General features: G+C 50.0%; 14 protein-coding genes. 12 read left to right on the top strand and 2 right to left on the bottom strand.

The genetic code is table 11. From position 1 onward, the window contains the following. The first annotated feature begins 566 nt into the window (after positions 1–566). The 9 genes from prfB to argH all read left to right on the top strand — a co-directional run bounded on the left by prfB (position 567) and on the right by argH (position 11,974). Positions 567–1,680 (top strand): peptide chain release factor 2 gene (gene prfB, locus P40081_RS33430; RefSeq protein ID WP_152679813.1). Its coding sequence is split into 2 segments (ribosomal slippage): positions 567–638 and positions 640–1,680, totalling 1,113 coding nucleotides; the frame shifts between segments, so codons are not numbered across the junction. Between the two features lie 97 nt (positions 1,681–1,777). Beyond that, positions 1,778–2,662 carry a YitT family protein gene (locus P40081_RS33425; protein ID WP_042140219.1) on the top strand — a complete coding sequence of 295 codons (885 nt, stop codon included), beginning with the start codon at positions 1,778–1,780 and terminating at the stop codon, positions 2,660–2,662. A gap of 183 nt (positions 2,663–2,845) precedes the next feature. Next, positions 2,846–3,901, top strand: a complete 1,056-nt coding sequence (gene argC, locus P40081_RS33420; protein WP_042140218.1) for an N-acetyl-gamma-glutamyl-phosphate reductase — start codon at positions 2,846–2,848, stop codon at positions 3,899–3,901. 22 nt (positions 3,902–3,923) lie between these two features. Continuing rightward, on the top strand, positions 3,924–5,156 hold the full coding sequence (argJ, locus tag P40081_RS33415; protein WP_042141746.1) for a bifunctional ornithine acetyltransferase/N-acetylglutamate synthase: 1,233 nt from the start codon (positions 3,924–3,926) through the stop codon (positions 5,154–5,156). 112 nt (positions 5,157–5,268) lie between these two features. Then, a complete protein-coding gene (gene argB / locus P40081_RS33410) occupies positions 5,269–6,084 on the top strand; it encodes an acetylglutamate kinase (protein WP_042140217.1) in 816 nt (271 codons plus the stop codon). Between the two features lie 152 nt (positions 6,085–6,236). Then, positions 6,237–7,529, top strand: a complete 1,293-nt coding sequence (locus P40081_RS33405) for an aspartate aminotransferase family protein (RefSeq protein WP_231575240.1) — start codon at positions 6,237–6,239, stop codon at positions 7,527–7,529. Next, entirely contained in the window at positions 7,526–8,494 is a 969-nt protein-coding gene (gene argF, locus P40081_RS33400) for an ornithine carbamoyltransferase (protein WP_042140216.1), read from the top strand. The genes P40081_RS33405 and argF overlap by 4 nt, the downstream gene beginning before the upstream one ends. Before the next feature lie 690 nt (positions 8,495–9,184). Continuing rightward, positions 9,185–10,420 (top strand): argininosuccinate synthase, encoded by a 1,236-nt coding sequence (locus P40081_RS33395; protein WP_039302739.1) that lies wholly within the window; start codon positions 9,185–9,187, stop codon positions 10,418–10,420. 138 nt (positions 10,421–10,558) lie between these two features. Continuing rightward, entirely contained in the window at positions 10,559–11,974 is a 1,416-nt protein-coding gene (gene argH / locus P40081_RS33390; protein WP_042140215.1) for an argininosuccinate lyase, read from the top strand. 232 nt (positions 11,975–12,206) lie between these two features. On the opposite strand, the gene P40081_RS33385 is transcribed toward argH, so the two are convergent. Further along, on the bottom strand, positions 12,207–13,010 hold the full coding sequence (locus tag P40081_RS33385) for an alpha/beta hydrolase (protein WP_042140214.1): 804 nt from the start codon (positions 13,008–13,010) through the stop codon (positions 12,207–12,209). Between the two features lie 206 nt (positions 13,011–13,216). Here P40081_RS33385 and P40081_RS33380 point away from each other — a divergent pair, with 206 nt between their 5' ends. From P40081_RS33380 to P40081_RS33370, 3 genes are read left to right on the top strand one after another with little or no spacing between them, the layout of a single operon-like run. Then, on the top strand, positions 13,217–13,822 hold the full coding sequence (locus P40081_RS33380; protein ID WP_042140213.1) for a type IV pilus modification PilV family protein: 606 nt from the start codon (positions 13,217–13,219) through the stop codon (positions 13,820–13,822). Further along, positions 13,806–14,354, top strand: a complete 549-nt coding sequence (locus P40081_RS36870) for a type II secretion system protein (protein WP_052422133.1) — start codon at positions 13,806–13,808, stop codon at positions 14,352–14,354. Before P40081_RS33380 ends, P40081_RS36870 begins: the two co-directional genes overlap by 17 nt. A gap of 12 nt (positions 14,355–14,366) precedes the next feature. After that, the gene (locus P40081_RS33370) at positions 14,367–16,139 is read left to right on the top strand and encodes a hypothetical protein (protein WP_042140212.1); all 1,773 of its coding nucleotides are present in this window, start codon (positions 14,367–14,369) and stop codon (positions 16,137–16,139) included. Between the two features lie 96 nt (positions 16,140–16,235). Here the strand turns inward: P40081_RS33370 and P40081_RS33365 are convergent, their stop codons facing one another. Next, positions 16,236–20,930 carry a collagen-binding domain-containing protein gene (locus P40081_RS33365; RefSeq protein WP_081970308.1) on the bottom strand — a complete coding sequence of 1,565 codons (4,695 nt, stop codon included), beginning with the start codon at positions 20,928–20,930 and terminating at the stop codon, positions 16,236–16,238. Between the last annotated feature and the right edge of the window lie 30 nt (positions 20,931–20,960).

Raw genomic sequence — 20,960 nt, 5'->3', positions numbered from 1 at the left:
ATTCACTTGTCTGGTTGTATAATAATTTCCCGCTGAAACGGTGCCATTTATGAAAAGTGGCAAAAATGTTTCTGTTTGATCAAGGTGAAATAATGAGCAGTCATCGCGCTGCGAATACCTTTCACCGTAATGCACCTCGAGTTTTGTTCACTGTCACTTAGGTTATAATGACAATAAAAGCGGCTGGGCCCGGGGGACTCCCCGTTTGCGGCCCGGCCGCTTTTTTGGATGTTTGAAGGAATGGGGCGGTTGCTTCAAGCGAAGCGAACGGAATGGCTCTGTAAAACTGCAATTGAGGTGGGAGTGACGGAGGGGAAGTTTGGAACTGTAGGAGCGGTAGCGTCCGCCTTTAGGATTGAATTTCAACTGCGCTGAGCAGTTTGAATGAGGAAATTCAATCCTAACAGCGGCCGGAAGTCCAAACATTCCCCGCAGTTACGGTGTACACCGACAGGCATTTCTTAAGGGCGATTCATCAGCAGGAAGAAGCTGAATCACCCATTCCGCAAAACACCCAAACCCAGCGGCCGGCGCAATATTTTATTTTGAAAGGTGATGTGATCCAAGTGATCGATCCTAATGTGAAGCAGGACCTGCGTGAAATAGGCAAGAAACTAACCAATCTTAGGGGGTCACTTTGACTTAGATCTTAAGCTGGAGATTATAGCGAACTTTGAAGAGAAGATGGCAGCGCCCGGGTTCTGGGATGAGCCGGAGAAGGCGCAAAGCGTTATTGGCGAGATGAACGCCGTGAAGTCGGTGGTCGATCAATACGATAAGCTGCAGCAGGATTATGACGATGCGGCGATGATGGCGGAGCTGGCGGATGAAGAAGGCGATGACGCGCTTGCGTCTGAGATTGCCGGAACGATCCGCAGTGTAAGCAGCAGGGTAGATGAATTCGAGCTGCAGCTGCTGCTCAATCAGCCGTACGATAAGCTGAACGCGATCCTGGAGCTGCATCCCGGTGCGGGCGGAACAGAATCCCAGGACTGGGGCCAGATGCTGCTGCGCATGTATACACGCTGGGCGGAGAAGCGGGGCTTCAAGGTAGACGTGCTTGATTATTTGCCGGGTGATGAGGCGGGCATCAAGAGTGTAACGCTGCTGATTAAGGGCTACAATGTATATGGCTACCTGAAGGCAGAGAAGGGTGTACACCGTCTGGTGCGCATTTCGCCTTTTGACTCCTCGGGCAGACGGCATACCTCCTTCGTATCCTGCGATGTGGTACCGGAGATTGCGGACGATGTGGAAGTAGATATTCGTACAGAGGATCTTAAGATTGATACGTACCGGGCCAGCGGCGCGGGCGGTCAGCATATCAATACTACGGACTCAGCGGTGCGGATTACCCACTTGCCAACCGGAGTCGTGGTAACTTGCCAGAATGAACGTTCGCAGATCAAGAACCGGGAACAAGCGATGAAGATGCTGCGTTCCAAGCTCTATGAGCGCAAAATCCAGGAGCAGCAGGCGCATCTCGATGAGATCCGCGGCGAACAATCGGAGATTGCCTGGGGCAGCCAGATTCGTTCCTATGTGTTCCACCCCTACAGCATGGTGAAAGATCACCGCACTTCTGTAGAAACGGGCAACGTCGGAGCGGTGATGGACGGCGACCTGGATGGCTTCATTGACGGCTACCTGCGCAGTCAGATTAAGACGGAAACTGAATAAGGGCATGGATATTCCTACGCGTCTTCGGAGGTGTAGGGATTTTTTTCTGAAAAGAATAACAAGGACAGTAAGATCACATCTAAGGAGCAGGGCATCCATGCAAAAAATCAATTCACGCAACAAACCTCCGCTCATCCCGCTAAACGGGCCGCTGCGTCATACAGTGGATATTGCGCTCATTCTGATCGGCTCGCTGATTACAGGGCTGGCGTTCAATCTGTTCTTTCTCCCGAACCAGATTGCTTCCGGCGGGGTATCGGGGTTATCCGTGCTTGCCGAGGCCTGGTTTGGGGCGGAGCCGGCTTTTACCCAGTGGGCGCTTAATATTCCGCTCTTTATTCTCGGGGTCATATTCCTTGGTAAACAGTACGGCATCCGCTCGCTGCTGGGGAGCTTTGTGCTGCCGCTGTTTATCTTCCTGACGAAAGACGGACCGGTGCCGACTACGAATCCGCTGCTTGCCTCTATATATGGAGGAATTGGTGTGGGTCTGGGGCTTGGCCTGGTCTTCCGCGGGCGCGGATCTACGGGCGGACTGACCATACTCGCGCAGATTATTCAAAAGCTTACCGGCTTCAGCTTCTCGCTGTCCGTCGTGCTGCTGGATGGTACGGTGATTACGCTGGCTGCTTTTGTGCTGGGCATGGAACAGGCAATGTATGCACTGATCGGGCTGTTCGTGACGGGCAAGGTAATCAATGCGCTGGAGGTAGGCTTCAGCACCACGAAGGTGGCGTATATTATCTCCGATCAGACGGAGGATATCTCGCAGGCGATTCTGAATGATCTGGACCGCGGGCTGACCAAGCTGAATGCGCAAGGCGGTTACACTGGAGACAATCGTACTGTCCTGATGGCTGTGGTAGGCCAGAATGAAATTACGAGACTCAAGGCGATCGTCCGCTCGGTAGATCCGAGTGCATTTGTAATTATTACGGAGGCCCATGAAGTGCTGGGCGAAGGTTTCAAAAGAGAAGCGTAGACTCCCTTTAGGGGAGCTCTGCGCTTTTCTTTTGATAAAAGGCATGGCTGTTTCCAGTGGGAACATCGGAATAAAGTTAACGTTACATGTTGTATTTATATTAATTCGGTCGTATAATAATACATATTTGCAGAACGGTTATTCACAGGTAATAATGATATAAAGCAGAAACGGGAAGCGGGGATGACAGTGACAGGTAAGCTGAGAGCGGCGATTGTCGGATCAACGGGATATGGGGGCGTGGAGCTGATCAGGCTGCTGCAGAGCCACCCTGATATAGAGATTACTTCAGTAATATCTTCTTCGAGCGCCGGTGCGCCGATTGAGGAAGGCTTCCCTCATTTAACAGGGATTGTGCAGCGTAATCTGGATGGTGTGGATGCGGCAGAGATTGCCGGCAGGGCGGATGTTGTATTCACAGCTACTCCTTCGGGTGTGAGCGCGAAGCTGGTGCCTCAGCTGCTCGAAGCCGGACTCAAGGTCGTCGACCTGTCCGGGGATTTCCGGCTGAAGGATGGCGCGGAGTATGAGCAGTGGTATAAGCATCCCGCTCCTCCGGAAGCTTATCTGCAGCAGGCGGTATACGGGTTATGCGAGGTATACGGCGAGCGTGCGGCCGGTGTGGATTTCATCTCTAATCCCGGCTGTTATCCCACAGCTACGCTGCTGGGACTGGTTCCGGCACTTGAGGCAGGCTGGATCAAACCGGACAGCATCATTATTGATGCGAAATCCGGGGTGTCCGGGGCAGGACGGGGAACAAGCCTGATGGTTCATTTTGCCGAGATCAATGAGAACTTCAAAGCCTACAAAATTAACAAACATCAGCACATCCCGGAAATTGAGCAGGTGCTTACGGATATCGCGGGGGAAAAAGTAACGGTAACGTTCACTACGCATCTTGTGCCGATGACCCGGGGAATTATGAGCACGATGTATGCCGGGCTGACCGGAGAACACAGCGAGCAGGAGCTCGTGGAATTATACCGTAAGTATTATGCAGGCAGACCGTATGTGCGGGTGCGCGAGCCCGGAGTGGTTCCGGCGACGAAGGAAGTCAGCGGATCGAACTATTGCGACATCGGCTTCGCCACAGACGCACGTACCGGACGGGTCACCATTGTGTCGGTCATCGACAATATCGTTAAAGGCGCTGCAGGACAGGCGATTCAGAACCTGAATTTGATGATGGGATGGGAGGAAACCCGCGGTCTTGGCTACACACCAGTGTATCCATAAAGTGCAGCGGTCAAACTATAACATGAGCGAGAACAAACTATATACCGTCGTGGAAGGCGGAAGTATTACTACACCTAAGGGCTTCACTTCAGGAGGGCTGCATTGCGGTCTCAAAAAAACCGAACGTAACGACCTCGGAGCTATCCTCTGCGAGGTTCCGGCGACGGCTGCTGCGGTTTTTACCACGAATGTGTTTCAGGCGGCTCCGCTGAAGGTGACACGGGAGAGTCTGGCGAATGGCACGCTGCAGGCGGTAATTGTGAACAGCGGGAATGCCAATGCCTGCACAGGTGATCAGGGTGAAGCGGATGCGTATGAGATGCGCGCTGCGGCTGCCCGTTATTTGGGCGTGAACGAGCTGGATGTTGCGGTAGCCTCGACCGGGGTAATCGGGGAGCTGCTAAAGATGAACTGTGTGCGCAGCGGCATTGCCGGACTGCCGGAGAAGCTGGATGGCGGCGCTGCGGGTGCAGAGGAGTTCAGCCAGGCGATTCTTACAACGGATCTGGTCAAAAAAGAAAGCTGCGTCAAGCTAACGGTTGGCGGTACAGAGGTATCGATTGCGGGTGCGGCCAAGGGTTCAGGTATGATTCATCCTAATATGGCGACGATGCTTGGCTTTATGACTACAGATGCTGTCATTGATGCTGAGGATCTGCTTAGCTTGCTGCGCAGTGCAACCAACTCTACTTTTAATATGATTACAGTAGATGGAGATACTAGCACAAATGATATGCTGGTAACTATGGCGAGCGGCCTGGCGGGAAATGAGAAGCTGACGCGTCTGCATCCGGATTGGGAGGCTTTTGCCGCAGCGTTCACGCATGTGTGCCGCAGTCTGGCGATGGCGATTGCCCGTGACGGGGAAGGTGCCACGAAGCTGATCGAAGTGCAGGTGAATGGTGCAGTGCATGATGAAGGTGCTGCTGCGATTGCCAAGACTGTAGTCGGATCAAGCCTGGTGAAGTCAGCGATCTTCGGAGCGGATGCCAACTGGGGAAGGATTATCGCTGCTGTAGGCCGCGCGGGAGTGCCGGTATCGCCGGAACGGGTAGATATTAAGCTGGGAGATATAGAGGTGCTGCGGGCGTCGCGTCCGGTGGCTTTTGACGAAGAGAAGGCGCTGCATTATTTGCAAAAAAGTGACACGGTGCTGATTACAGTAACGTTATCAGACGGAAGCGGAAGTGCCACAGCCTGGGGCTGCGACCTCACTTACGATTATGTGCGCATTAATGCCGCATACCGCACCTGATCTGCGCTGGTTGGCGGCGGGCAGCGGCCGGAAGTCCAAATATTCACCGTAGTGACGACTGAGCTTTAAGTTAGTATCTTAAGTTCAGCTTATATAGGGAGGTAACTGAGAGATGACGTTTGAACCTATAGAGAAGCAGCCGGGCAGTGGCCTGTTCGTGATGAAATGCGGCGGGAGTACGCTGGCTGCGCTGCCGGATTCGTTCTTTGAGGATTTGCGGGAGCTGCAGCGAAGCGGGGTTCAGCCTGTCATTGTTCATGGCGGCGGTCCGGCGATCTCGGGGAATCTGGAGAAGCTTGGGATTGAGAGCAGCTTCGTGAACGGCCTGCGGGTGACGACGGAGGAAGTGCTCGATGTGGTAGAGATGACGCTGGCTGGAAGCATTAATAAGGCGATTGTCCGCCGGATTCAAGCCACCGGCGGGCAGGCGCTCGGATTATCCGGAGTTGACGGCAACCTGATTATGGCGCGTCCGGTTGCGAACAGCGATGTATTGGGCATGGTGGGAGAAGTAACCGAGGTCAGAGCGGAGATTGTGACGGGTATCCTCGCGATGGGCTACATTCCTGTAATCGCACCTATCGGTGTGGACGGCGGGGGTCAGCGTTACAACATTAATGCGGATACAGCTGCCGGAGCGGTGGCATCTTTTGTGGAATCGCCTACGATGATCGTGGTTACGGATGTGCCGGGAATTATGCGTGTGCTGGATGGAGAGAAGGTTGTGCTCCCGTCCGTCACGGTGGCGCAGATTGAGGCGCTGATCGAAGGCGGTGAAATCTACGGCGGAATGATTCCTAAAGTGCGTGCTGCGATGGACTGCATTCAGGGCAAGGTGTCCGAGGTTGTCATTGTCGACGGCAAAGAGCCGAATGTGCTCAGCCGGGTGCTGCAGGGCGAAGAGCTGGGGACGCGGATTGTCCGATAATTATGCAGTTAGCAGCTTAGCTGCCGGAGTGGTATAGGGAGTGCAAAGTTGATCTGATGGGTATCTGGCAGTTGGATACCCGGTCATAGTGGAAAGTAAATTAGAGGCGCTGACGGTAATCCGGCAGCAGCATGGTGGGAGAGTGACTGAGAATGAGTGAGCTTACACAGGCAGATAAGGATTCTTTGACGGGGGCGCCGAGGGAACGTTCTGTGGAAACGAAGGAACAGGGGGCCGCTGCTGCTCCTGCCAAGCTGAGTGCGGTATTCCCGTCGTACGCCAGATATGATATTAGTCTGGTCAAGGGTAAGGGCAGCTGGGTGTGGGATGATCAGGGGAACAAATACCTGGATTTCATGTGCGGACTCGCTGTAACCAGCTTGGGCCATGCTCCAGAGAAGGTAGGCGCGAAGCTGAAGGCGCAGATTGATACGCTGTGGCATGTCTCGAACCTGTTCCACATTCCGGGCCAGGACCGGGTTGCTGCGCTGCTTACAGACAACAGCTGTGCGGATCAGGTATTCTTCTGCAACAGCGGAGCGGAAGCGAATGAAGCTGCGATTAAGCTGGCGCGCCGGTATCACCAGAAGGTGAAGGGTGCGGACCGCTATGAAGTGATCACGTTCGAGCAATCGTTCCACGGACGTACGCTGGCTACACTGACAGCAACAGGGCAGGCGAAGGTAAAAGAAGGCTTCCTGCCGCTTCCGGCAGGCTTCAAGACTGTGCCTCTGCATGATCTGGAGGCACTGAAAGCTGCAATCACGGAGCATACGGCAGCGATCATGCTGGAGATGGTGCTGGCTGAGGGCGGCGTGATTGAAGTGCAGCAGGAATTCCTTGACGCTGTAGTCTTGTTATGCAAGGAACATGGACTGCTGCTGATCGTAGACGAGGTGCAGACCGGCATGGGCCGTACCGGCAAGCTGTTCGCCCATCAGCATTACGGCATTGAGCCGGATATCTTCACCTTGGCCAAAGGCGTGGCCAGCGGTTTCCCGGCCGGTGTTATGCTGGGCAAGGGTTACCTTCGTGAAGCGTTCAGCCCGGGCAGTCATGCGACTACCTTCGGCGGCACACCGCTGGCCGCAGCGGTCATGGAAGCGACGATTGAGACGATGCTGGAAGACGGGCTGGCGCAGCGGGCTGCTGAGATGGGCGATTATCTGACCGGCTTGCTTAGAGAGAAGCTGGCGGACACTACCTTCGTGAAGGATATCCGCGGCAAAGGCCTGCTGATCGGAATTGAATGTGCAGAGCCTGTGGCCGAGATTGTGCTGGCCGGACAGAAACGCGGATTGTTGTTCGTCCAAGCCGGACCGAATGTCGTTCGCCTGCTGCCTAATTTATACGTAACCTATGAGGAGATCGACCAGGCGGTGGACATCCTTTCGGAACTAATTCATACTTATGCTAACAAAGGAAACGGGGAGGCAGATTCATGAGTCAGGGAACAACGGGCGTTACAGAGGCTATCGCCGCACAGCTCAAAGGACGTGATCTTCTGGAGCTGAATGATTACAGCCCGGAGGAAATTACGTATTTGATTGATTTGGCGATTGAGCTGAAGCGCAAAGCTAAGAACGGCGAAGTCTACCAGCCGCTGCTGGGCAAGACGATCGGGCTTATTTTTGAGAAATCCTCAACCCGTACACGTGTTTCGTTTGAAGTGGGGATGTATCAGCTGGGCGGTCATGCGCTGTTCCTCAGCAAGAATGACATCCAGCTCGGCCGCGGTGAGACGGTTGGTGATACAGCGCAGGTGATGTCGCGTTATCTGGACGGTATTATGATCCGTACCTTCGGCCATGATAAAGTGGAAGAATTGGCCCGTTATGCATCCGTTCCGGTTATCAACGGCCTGAGCGATCTGGCGCATCCGTGCCAGGTGCTGGCGGATTACCAGACTGTATACGAGCACAAGGGCAAGCTGAAGGGCTTGAAGCTCGCGTATATCGGCGACGGCAACAACATGGCGCATTCCCTGCTGATCGGCGGAGCCAAGCTGGGCGTACATGTCTCGATCGCCGGACCGGAAGGTTATGAGCCAGATGCGGCTGTAGTAGCCGAGGCGCGCGAGATCGCTAAGGAGACAGGTTCGGTCATCACCGTTACCCGCAGCCCGCAGGAGGCGGTACAGGACGCTGACGTGATCTATACGGATGTATGGGCGAGCATGGGCTTCGAGGCTGAACAGCTGGCGCGTGAGGCGGCATTCAAGGACTATCAGGTCAATGAGGAACTCGTGAAGGGAGCCAAAAGCGACTATCTGTTCCTGCACTGCCTGCCGGCCCACCGTGAGGAAGAGGTCAGCACCGGTGTCATTGACGGCCCGAACTCCGTTATTTTCGATCAAGCGGAGAACCGCCTGCATGCGCAGAAGGCGCTTATGGCTGCTTTGATGGGCTAACCTAGTACAACCAGAACTGAAGAAGTAATTTAATACAACAAAGAAGCAATTGATGTATTCAGTTCCAAGTGAAATTCAGTGATAGTTGTATACTGTGCAATTAAAAACAGCGAAAAGGGAGGCTTGCCTCTTATAACTGTAGTCTGTACAACTAAATCTGCCCGAATAGGTGAAAACCGCGTACAACTGGCAGTTTAATTGTACGAAATACAACTAAATGGATAATCGGTTGAAAATCAGACGATTTAGTTGTATAAAGTACAATTAAGCTTGCATATATACCGTAACTGGTTTACTGCAAACCCTCAGCAAGCGATTTACCAAAGTAGTTTTTCACTAGTTTAAATCTAACATTGTACTAGGCCTATGTAAGTTCTGTTAGTTGTTTGAATCTTAGAGTAAAACAGGGGTAAGCCTGTTTGGATCTTATCTTATATACAAACCTATATAAGATGAACTGGATTGAAATAAGAGGGATAGAAGGATCGAAAGGGAATTTTGGAACTGTAGGAGCGGTAGCATCCGCCTTTGTCTCCGGATATTGTCCGCCGCTACAGCGGTATATTCAAAGATATCTGGAGACAACAGCGGCCGAAAGTCCAAATATTCTCTGCAGTGACGTCCAGAACCCGATTATGAGATTGCAGTTGATCTTATAACCTCCCCACAACGAAAGGAAGTTGCACCCCCATGGCAAAAGAAAAAATTGTACTCGCCTATTCAGGCGGGCTCGATACCTCAGTCATTCTGAAATGGCTGAAAGAAACCTATGACGCGGAGATTATTGCTTTTACAGCCGATATCGGCCAAAAGGAAGAGCTGGACGGCCTGGAGGAAAAAGCACTGGCGACCGGTGCCTCCAAAGTCTACATCGATGATCTGCGCGACGAATTCGCGAATGATTTCATCTACCCGATGTTCCAGTCGGGCGCACTCTACGAAGGCCAATACCTGCTGGGCACAAGCATCGCCCGTCCGCTGATCGCTAAGCGTATGGTGGACATCGCCATCGCCGAAGGCGCAACAGCTATTGCTCACGGGGCAACCGGCAAAGGGAATGACCAGGTGCGATTCGAACTGAACGCCGCAGCCTTGTCCCCAAGCATCAAAGTGATTGCACCTTGGCGTCTGGAAGAGTTCCGCAACCAGTTCCCGGGACGTGCGGAAATGATCGCTTACGCTGAAGCCAACGGTATTCCGGTACAAGCATCAGCAGCCAAGCCGTACTCGATGGACCGTAACCTGCTACATATCAGCTATGAAAGCGGCGTGCTGGAAGATCCTTGGTTTGATCCAAGCGCACCGGAGAACAAAGAAATGTTCCTGCTGTCGAATGCGCCGGAAGATGCTCCGGATGAAGCGGAATATCTGGAACTGGACTTCCTGAAGGGCGACTGCGTAGCGCTGAACGGCGAACCGTTATCCCCGTTGCAAGTCATGGAGAAGCTGAATGAGCTTGGCGGTAAGCATGGTATTGGACGCGTTGATATGGTGGAGAACCGTTTCGTAGGCATGAAGAGCCGCGGCGTGTACGAAACACCGGGCGGCACGATCCTGTTCACCGCTCACCGCAAAATGGAGTCGATCACCATGGACCGTGAAGTGATGAATCTGCGCGACAGCCTGATCACCCGTTACAGCACGCTTGTGTATAACGGCTTCTGGTTCGCTCCTGAACGGCTTGCCTTGCAGGCTCTGGTGAAGGAAAGCCAGAAGAACGTAACCGGTACTGTACGCGTCAAGCTGTACAAGGGCAACATCATCGGAGCGGGTGTGAAGAGTCCGGTCAGCCTGTACAATCCGGATATCGCTACTATGGAAGCAGATCCTACACAGGCATATGACCAGGGAGATGCAACTGGCTTCATCCGTCTGAACGCTCTGCGTCTGAAGGTATCGGCTGGCGTAGCAGAGTCCAACAAGTAGCAGCATATAGCCGCTTAGCGGTTTTTCAAAATATAAGAATTTATACAGCATCACACAATATAAGCGGACAGAAGAAGGCCGTTCCTCCCATCCGGACAGGGGCGGCCCTTCTAACGTCAATCGAGGAGGAAACAACAGGTGAGCAAGCTGTGGGGCGGACGGTTTACCAAGGGAACGAATAAGCTGGTGGAGGAATATACGGCTTCCATCGGATTCGACAAGGCACTTGCGGAAGAGGATGTGCAGGGCAGTCTGGCGCATGTCACGATGCTGGGCAAATGCGGGATTCTGCCGCAGGATGATGTGGAGACGATCAAGAACGGACTGAATAAGGTACTGGATAAGGTGCGTGCGGGAGAGATTGTGTTCTCCGTAGCCGATGAAGATATTCATATGAATATTGAAAAGAATCTGATCGAAGAGATCGGCCCGGTCGGCGGCAAGCTGCACACCGGCCGCAGCCGTAACGATCAGGTGGCGACGGATATGCATCTCTACTTGCGTAACCGTGTAGTAGAGCTGGTGGCTCTCCTGCATGAGCTGCAGGAAGCGCTGATCGCGCAAGCCAAGGACAATGTGGAGACCATTGTTCCGGGTTACACGCATCTGCAGCGCGCTCAGCCAATTCTGTTCGCGCATCATCTGCTGGCTTATGTATCCATGTTCCGCCGCGATGCGGAGCGCCTGACCGACAGCTACAAGCGGATCAACGTGCTGCCGCTGGGCGCTGGGGCGCTGGCGGGAACGACGTTCCCGATTGACCGCCACTTCGTGGCAGAGCAGCTTGGCTTCGACAGCGTCTATGAGAACAGCCTGGACGCCGTCAGCGACCGCGACTTCATCGTTGAGTTCCTGGCCAATGCAGCGCTGGTGATGACTCACCTGTCCCGGCTCAGCGAAGAGCTGGTGCTGTGGAGCAGCACGGAATTCAGCTTCGTGGAGCTGGACGATGCCTTCTGCACCGGCAGCAGCATCATGCCGCAGAAGAAGAACCCGGATGTGCCGGAGCTTGTACGCGGCAAGACAGGCCGTGTCTACGGCAACCTGATCGGGCTGCTGACCGTCCTCAAATCGCTGCCGCTGGCCTATAACAAGGATATGCAGGAAGACAAGGAAGGCATGTTCGATACTGTAGCCACCTTGACAGGAGCATTGCAGCTGTTCGCGCCGATGATCTCCACGATGAAGGTGAACAAGGCGCGGATGCGCGAAGCCGTGAATACCGATTTCTCCAACGCGACCGATATCGCTGACTTCCTGGTGGGCAAGGGTTTGCCTTTCCGCCAGGCGCATGAGGTTATAGGCAAGACCGTATTGTACTGCATCAATGAAGGCAAATTCCTGCTGGATCTTACCCTGGAGGAATTCAAACAGTTCTCGCCGCTGTTCGATGACCAGATCTACGCTGTACTGCAGCCGGAGGCTGTTGTGAACGCCCGTAACGTATACGGCGGCACAGCTACTGTTCAGGTGCAGGCAGCCATTGAACGGGCCGAGGCAGCTCTGCTGGCGGCTAACGAATGGGTTGTGCAGCATGGGGATGCTGCACAATAAGAAGCAGCTAAGCTGGCAGCGGATATAACTGAATCAACAAGTGGAAACGATACCGTCCTTTAATAAGGACGGTATCGTTTCAGCGAGAAAGATAAGGATCATTTATTGTGCAAAGCATATAAATTCTTATCTTTTCAAAAAGACTGTCCTCTACCGCATCGATAGGATGCGGGAGGACAGTCTTTTTTTGCAGAAAATGAAGTTATAATTCACATGCGTGGCGGGTACCCGCTTACAAGTCAGCGGACTTTGTTTTGCCGAGTGGCAGCCAGTTCAGTACATCACGGATCTTGGTATCCCAATATCCCCATTCATGCTCGCCCGGCCCTTCCTCGTAAGTCAGTGACAGCTTGGTCTTGGAGCAGGCCTTACGGAAAGTCTGATTGTCCTCATAGAGGAAATCCCCGGTGCCGCAGCATTGATAGAGAAGGGGCTTCGGCCCTTTGGAGCGGTCTACTTCTTTCATCAGCCACAGCAGGTCTTCAGGAGTGCCTGCAATGTCCTTGTCTCCAAAAATCTGCACATACTCCTTCGTCTTCTGCGATTTATCTTCCCAGTTCATGAAATGATGGGCCATATCCAGGGCACCGGACAGACTCGCGGCAGCGGCCCAATCTTCAGGCTTGCGCAGCCCCAGCTTCATCGCTCCATAACCGCCCATCGACAGTCCGGCTACGAAGTTATCCTCGCGTTTCGCCGACAACGGGAAGAAGGAACGGGCCAGCGCCGGCAGCTCTTCACTGATAAATGTCCAATACTGTCCGCCCGCCGCCATGTCGGTATAGAAGCTGCGGTGGACCTGAGGCATAACAACGGCAATGCCCATCTGCGCTACATAACGCTCTATCGAGGTCCGGCGCAGCCAGATCGAATCATCATCGGACAAGCCGTGCAGCAAGTAAAGCGTAGGGTGAAGGTTCCCCCGTGACACATTACTCATTCCGATCTGTGTAGTAGTCTGCTGCGGCAGAATCACGGTCATCGAGGTGTTCAGCCCCAGCACTTCCGAATAAAACTTGCATTCGATTAAAGCCATTTGCATATCCCCTTTCAGCCCAAATAATAGCACAGCCGCTAAACGATATAAATTGTAGAAATCTCTAGATTTATTCCTTGCAAGCATTGCTGGTGCCGGAGTTGAAAGAATATAATGGAAGTAGGTAGAAAGATTCAGAGAGACGGAGAAGGGTACAGGACTCAAGACCGATGATTGAATCCAATAGAGCATAGGGAGCGAACAGGATGTCTTGGAGAGACAAGTGGAACCGAAACCGTGAGCGGGGCAAGGAAGAGGGATTTACGCTGATTGAGGTGCTGGCAGCCATCGTGATTTTGTCGATAGTTTCTCTGGTGCTAACCTCCTACTTCACCAACGCGCTGTCCTATTCGAAATCGAACCAGAATAAGACGATCATGGTCAATCTGGCGCGTAATGCGCTCTTTTATATGGAGAAGCAGGATTTTGAGGCTATGGGCCAATACTTTAATGTAAAAGAAACTAGCCAAAGTGCTGTACACCCTGTTATTGAAGCAGAGCAGTGTAAAGATGCTGCTTGTTTATATAATGATGCGGGGTTTATCAATTCGGGGGTGCTGCCTGAAGTGCTGAATCCTTTTATCAACAATATCCAATATGAGGTAAATATAACTTATCAGGCAAAGCTGCATGAGGATATGCTGGCGGGAAAGAGCAGCAGTGGAGGGAAGGATGCCATAGACACCCGCAAACAAGAAATGGCCCCTTATCTGATTCCGGTACAAGTAAAAGTTACTGGACCGGGCGGTCCCAATGCGAATACAGTCAGCACGGTGGTGGAGGGTTATATTACCGATGAAAAAATACGTTGACCGGCTAAAGTCACAGCAGGGCTTCACGCTAATTGAGCTTATTGCCGCCATAACCTTATTTTCAATGATTGTGGGCATCATTTCTATGGTCACTATGTTTGGATTCCGCAGCTATCATAAAATAACAATCGAAAATTCTCTCAGAGATGAAGCGGATATTATTATGTCTTCAATTATAAATGAATTATATACATTTGCCCCGGAGCGGGTAGAGAGAACGAACACCAACGATGGAATTCTTCTAAAAAAGAAGAAAAGCGATACAGATCCTAGCTTTGAGGTGGTCAAGATAGCTTTCACTCAAGGGAAGCTGGTTATTGGCACCGAAACAGAGGAGCCTTCCAATGACTCCCGGACGTCAGTTAAATCAGATCTGACCGGTTCACTCATTTCCTCCGCAACGCCTGACGGCAGGTTCTGTACAAGCGCTTCTCCGTGTGGCAGCGGACTGATTGAGATTACACTCCAATTGGCACAGGAGTATGACGGCAGGGACTACACCATGGAAATGAAGAGTAAATTTGGATTCTAGGAGGATGCTGCCATGCGTGGAGCTGGACCGTCACAGCGTCATATGAGACTTAAAGAACTGAAGGAATTCGCCAGGCGCTTCCGGGAGGAACGTGGTTCTGCCCTAGTGCTGGTTATGTTTATTGTTCTGCTTCTTACGATCTTGGGATTGAGTGTACTTACTGCAGCAGTTGGAGGCGCACAGCGTACAGAGACGCGTAAGAATGATGTGCAAAGTCTGCATTTGGCGGAGAAGACGCTGGATGAGGCGGTGGCCTATATTACGGCTCGGCTGAATCAGACCATCCAAGCTAGCATTGTGGTTAGCCAGTCAGATCTGGATAATGCAATTGATCTTTTTTTGAGGAATCTATATGATGATCAGAATATTCTGCTCGCCAGCACTGATTTATTACAGGCAGATGGAAAGAAGGCATCAGGCAAAATTACCAGTATAGACTACGAGACGAAAAAAGATCCGACGAGTGGTATGCCTGTCAGCTATCGCCTGACTTTGAACTCCCAGGCAGAGATTAATGGGGTTGTCCGAAATTTATCACAGGTAGTTGTTATTGATACTTTTCCCGATTTTCTCAACTACACACTGGGTTCTGAGCATAACCTGACTATAAATGGTTCTCCATATATTAAGGGCAATATATACGCAGGGGACACTTTAACAATCAGTGATACTGCTAATTACAGATATAAAGGAGTAGACCATACGTTTTATTCCAAGCTTTTTCAGCTTGAAGGAGAGGCGCATGTACAATCACTACAGAAGTTAATATATCAGGATCAGATTTTGGGCAACCTTACTGCAGATAAAATAACCTCAACTACTGATATGACGGGGAAGATTAAATCAGATAATGTGAAGATCAAGAATCACCGCAGCTTTGTAGAAGTGAATGTTATTTCCTCTTTTACAGATAAGGTTGCAGAGGCAATGGGTGGTCTTGCCATACGCTCGGAAATTCTCAACAATGTGGAGAAAGGAACTTTAGCCGAATATCTTATTGGAACCTATGATACAATATTTGATCATCCGGAGGTCCTACCTCCAAAGCCTGATCCGGCTGATACTACAGAAATTGGCCTGAAAGCCCAAAAGTCCTATGATGAAATAGTGAAACAACTAACCAAACCTAGCAGATCTCTTGTTTACGAAGGTGATTTAACCTTGGACGGTATTGAGCTTGAGGGAATTCAATATGCCAATAAGGATAAAAACTGGTACATCATTGACGGAAATCTGAAGATTGACAATTCTGGACGTTCTACTCCTGTGCAAGTACAAGCGAATATCCTCGTCACGGGAAAAGTAGAGATTAGAGGCAAGGTTGAATTCGATTCCACAATCTTCGCTTTGCAGCAGTCACAGTTGACAGGCAGTGATAAGGAGTACACCACTCTTGTAGAGGATGCTTCAATTCAGGGGATGAACGATAAAGAACTGGTTCTAATTTCGCAGGGCCCTATTCTAATTAACCGTTTGGCAGCCTTCACCGATGCTGCATCGGCTAAGCCATTGGAGGCCTTCTTTTATACCGATTCAGATGCTTTGCTGTACGGTGTAGGTTCTGTCTTTTCTTTAAGTGGAGGATTTTTTGCCAAAGGAGACTTGACGATTAACGCGGTACGTGGCAGTGCGACAGATGAGGATGGGAACTTCTTGGTTATTCAGAATGATAGCCAGATTCGATTTAATGCTTCCTATAACAATAAGGTATTCGCCGACCAAAAAGCGGGATTGCCCCGTGTTCAATCGATCAATATCAGTGTGGAGGAACTTAAACTGAAATAGAAAATTAGGTTGATTATCAAAAGAAGTTATAACCATGAGAAACCCCGGTTCACATCCACTGGATGCTGGCCGGGGTTTCTTCATGGAGCTGTTAAATTAGTAACGGTCTTCGTTAAGTACGTTGACCATGACTGAAGATTTGATTGAAGGATCATCTTTGAATATGACCGTAACTTTTGCAGATCCTTTAATCAAGCCTGTAATTTTGCCGTCAGAAGACACTGCGACCACTGCCGGGTTGCTGCTGCTCCATTCCAACTTGTCTATTACGTCCTTCAACTCTATATCCTCCGGGTACAACGTAAGGTACTTGGAATCACACAGGTCACGGGAGTTTTCTTTTCCCACACCAATATCGATGGATTCAATTAACTTCAGGTCAGTCAAGCGGGTTCCCACAGTTACATTGAATATTGCTTCGACGGGTTGTTCTGCTGGTGCTCCCTTCAAGGAGGCCTTCACAACCACCGGCTGGTTGATATCTGTAATCTTTAGGCCAGTCAGTTTAATATGACTACTGCTGTCCGGTTCATTCGTGAATGTTGCGTATGTGCGACCGTCGCCTACAAAGCTCCAAGCATATTCGGCCGGATCGTAAGGCAATGGTCTAATGACCCTAATCGTTAGTGAGATTGTATCGTTAACCTTCACTGAAGGTGGTCCTTCAATGACAAACTCTTGGACTGGATTGGTGAAGGTAACCGTAACTTCTCTAGGTGCAGAACCATTTGGGAAAGCTTCGGTTTTGGCGACTGCAATTAGTACGACTTGACCGGATTGGGAAGCTACTAAGGTTGCATAATCATTAAGTGATTTGGTGGAATCAAAATCCAGTACTGCACCTGCCGTATTACTGTCGGGCTTAATCGACCATTCATAACCCTTGATAGTATCATTTACGGTATTATAAGTGGCATGGTATTCGTTCGGTATGCCAACAATCCCCGTTGATGGACCAGAGATATTAAGTGCCGGTGTTATGACTTCAACCTTAGCTGTAGCTGAGAAGGCAGTTCCAACAATATCTCTAACTGTAAGTGTAATAGAGGCTTCACCCTGTGCTACTCCTGTGACTATTCCTTCTTGCGTGATTGTTGCCACGGAAGGATTGTCTGAAACCCATGTATAGGTAGGATTACTTACGTCCAAGGGAGTAATATTAGCCTGAGGCAGCATGTTCAGGCTGGTGTTAACTCGAATGGTGGCATCACTCAAAGTAACACCGGTTAATTTAACAATTGCATCAAAACTCAGAGCATCAAATTTCATTGTCACTCTAGCCAGAACCGGGGCCGGGGTAGGACTCGGTGTCGGTTCCGCGGTCGGTTCTGGTGTTGCAGTTGGCGCAGGTGTTATGACTGGCGTTGGTGTAGCTACTGTTACAGGCTGCAATGTACCGTTAAATACCCCCAACTTAAGATAACCGCCGTTATCTGTTCGCAGTGATTTCGCAATAAGTGTGCCCAGCATTTGGCCATTATCGAATTGAACGTTGGCTAAAGGAGCAAGTACCGTTGCTTTTACTGCTACACCGTTAATAGTAAGAGATGTAGCCTGAGGAAAGTTCATAATAATATGGTTATTTTGTATATTTGTTAAATCGAATCCGCCACTGATGTTTATGATTTGTCCTAAGACATTAATGACAACCGTTGAGCTTTGTGGTGCATTGATTTTGACGTTATTCAGCGTGCTGGCTGTAACGTTAAACACATTTTGTAAAGCATCGGTTCCGACAAAACTAAGATCGGTGCCTACAGTGCCATTTGCAGTTAATGAAGTGAAATCAGTAGATTGTGCTAAAAGATATTTTTCGGTTTCTTCAAAATTAATAGGAGTAGCTTTAGTCAATGAACCAGTGACTGAATTGTTAACAGTGACTGTCGAGTTGCCTCCATAAGCCACATTACCATTAACTGTAGCTCCATTGCCTCCGTTAAAGATGAAATTCCCTCCCACTACCAATGAATTACTGAGGGTACCTCCATTCCCATAAAGACTGTAGCTGGTGAATTCTACGTCTCCAGCCGCAGCGATACGTCCATCCGTATTGGTACTCCTAAGATAAACATTACCAAGAACAAATGCATTGAATTCACTACTAATACTACTTATCGAACTGAATATCTTTGATGAACTTACTGGTGCTGGGGTAGCAGTAGCAGCAACTGTAGGTGAAGCTGTTGCAGGAGCTGTTGCAGCACTGGCAGTAGCAATAGGGCTGACAGTAGCACTGGCAGTTGCTGTAGCAGCCGGCAGAGAATGCAGATCCTCAAAGCTCAAATTAGAGTTATCAAGCAGATAATGTATCTTCTCAGTAGGTACTGTAGTAACGGTGAAGCTGATCCCTGTAGTTACATCAGGCACATAAGTCAGACCATCCTCTGACAAATGATAAGTGAGATTACCGAGATTTTTGGTGATCGTGTAGCCTGATGCATCATTCCCGCTATGGGTGAGGCCTTCAGCCTCCAAATCATTGAATTTCAGATATGCCGGGAATACCTCTGAATACTGAATGTCTGAGATCACTAACTGTGTAACACCTTTGTCGCCTGCGTCTACGGTATTAACCGGAATAGGGTTAGGTTTTACACTATACGTAATGGTAAGAGGCTGTCCTCTTTCCACTGTATCAGAAGAGAGAGTGCGGCTGATAGACAGATTGGAATCTACCTTTTTGACATTAAGGGTGATAAGTTTCGTAGCAAGGGCACCTTGCTTGTCCTTTGCAGTAATCTGAATCTGCAGCTTGCCATCCTCATGCAGAGGATTATTGAAGATTTGAGTTACTGTTTCACCCGAACGGACAGTCTTCTCAAGCATTTCATCGACCTTTACGTATGTTCCCTTGTCGGTTAGCTTATTAATCTGTATTGCTGTGATCAGTTCCTTGTCCTTGAAATCAAAATCAGTAGCGGCATAGCTAACAGTCAATTTGTCTTGGTACGATGGCTTGGTACTCATGTCCTGCGGAGTATAGACGGTAATATCAGGCGCGTGATTGGCGCCGGTGAACGCACGATACATGGTATTGACGAATAACTTCTGCTCCCACTCGGGAAACCTTGTGTTCGTGTGGCCGGTACCCGAGAATGTAATATTGCCAACTGAATAGGTGTAGAAATGGTTATAGCTGTCGTCCGTGTCACGGCTGGAACCCGAAATATTATACCAGGGAATAACATCGGCCCGCTCCAGGTTCAGCGGGAAGAACTGGTCATGGGTCGTAGCCACTGAATACCGGTTCGCGGTCATACCGGTTGTATCAAGGTTAAACGGGTATTGCGTCAGAAGCCCTTGGTTGACCGAAACTACCTTGGTAGACGGATTCACCGCGTTGCCGCCCAGATAAGTCCGGGGCAAAGCTTGACCAACCATATCGTGGAAGTAAGGGCTCCAATAGTTATAATTATTGGTACTCTCTTGGTAAGGAGCCGTTACCTCACGGAAGATAGTGTCATGTGTAAGCATCAGACTCTGTCCGGTCTCTTTAGCAAAAGCTTTAACCGCCTCTGCAGCTGCCTTGGAGAGCATTGGCGTACTGACACGGTCGTACATATCCTGGAAACCGAAGACCACCATGTCAAATTTTCCGTTCAGGCCTGAAGTTGTATCACTTGTACTGGCATGGTCGGTAATATAGGTGTTGAACCAGCTCATGTCCTTTGGAGTGATCTGCAACTCGTAATTATCGCTGGACAAATATGAAGTCTGCATATTGTTTGAATTCAACAGGTTGCTGTCTGTCTTGCCCGAAGGCATAATCTGAAGTACTTTGATGACGGGCTTTATACCCTTATAAAAGATGTTCCCTGTATCAAAGTCTTTCAGTCCGGCAATTGTGCTGATTTCCATTCTCCAATACAACGGCCCTGAGAAAGTAGACGGCAGCGTATAGCTCAATGTATCTGTTGGAGAAGTGATTTCTTTGGTAGCAACTACCGTATCTTCAGTTACGGGCAGAGAAGAGTCCACATTCATATATAATTTGACCCGCACTGATGTTTTGGGGTCTGAGATGTTATCGATCTTGATGGGGAAGACCAGTGTGTCTCCGGACTTATATACGGTAGCAGAACCCTCGCTGTAATTATCAGGTTTGTTGGTAATGGTTAGTCTAGGGCGCTGCTCAAGAGTGGATAGGTTAGACCAACTGCCATCCTTTATCGCAGCCGTAAGTGTGTTGAGTTCGTTCAGGTTCTTTAGGAAAATTACATTGGAGCGAGTAGCTGTGCGGTAGGGATTGAACGTTGCATACAGGACACCCTGAGTGTTGCTTGTAGTCTGTTGGCTGAAGGTCTCCTCGCGAAGGAAGACATTCAAGCCTTTGCTGATATAGTAGTCGGTGATCTCTTTAGCTTTGAGGAGGGTAATATCATTCTCGACCGCAGTGGTATTATGGGCAATCTTGCGATCAGCTTCGGAAGTGGATCCTGTACTTTTAATCAATGTCTTGCTGAATGCCCCTTTACCGATATAGACAGCATCGTATTTGCCGTCCCAGTTATCACGCAGGGATACGAAGCGCTTCATAGTCATTGTATCAATCTTGACGTTGGCTAATCCCTGAAGACCATCGAGTTCGCTCTTGGGGTATTTATCATTGGCATCCAGTGCCAAGCTCGCAGTGCTGGTTGGATCAGTGATCTCAAGAATACGGATGGTATACGAACTATCTACTACTGCATTGACTGAAAGAACAAAAGAATGGACAAACAAAGCAATTAATATAGCCGAAAATGTACCTCCTGAAACTAGAAACCATGTTCTCCGCCGGAATGATTTCATCTAGCATCTCCCCCGTAAAGATATTAATAA

The organism is Paenibacillus sp. FSL P4-0081 (assembly GCF_000758565.1).
In the GTDB taxonomy this organism is placed as follows: domain Bacteria; phylum Bacillota; class Bacilli; order Paenibacillales; family Paenibacillaceae; genus Paenibacillus_AQ; species Paenibacillus_AQ phytohabitans.
The sequence above is the reverse complement of the archived record's forward strand: the minus strand, read 5'-3'. Positions and strand labels throughout refer to the sequence as shown.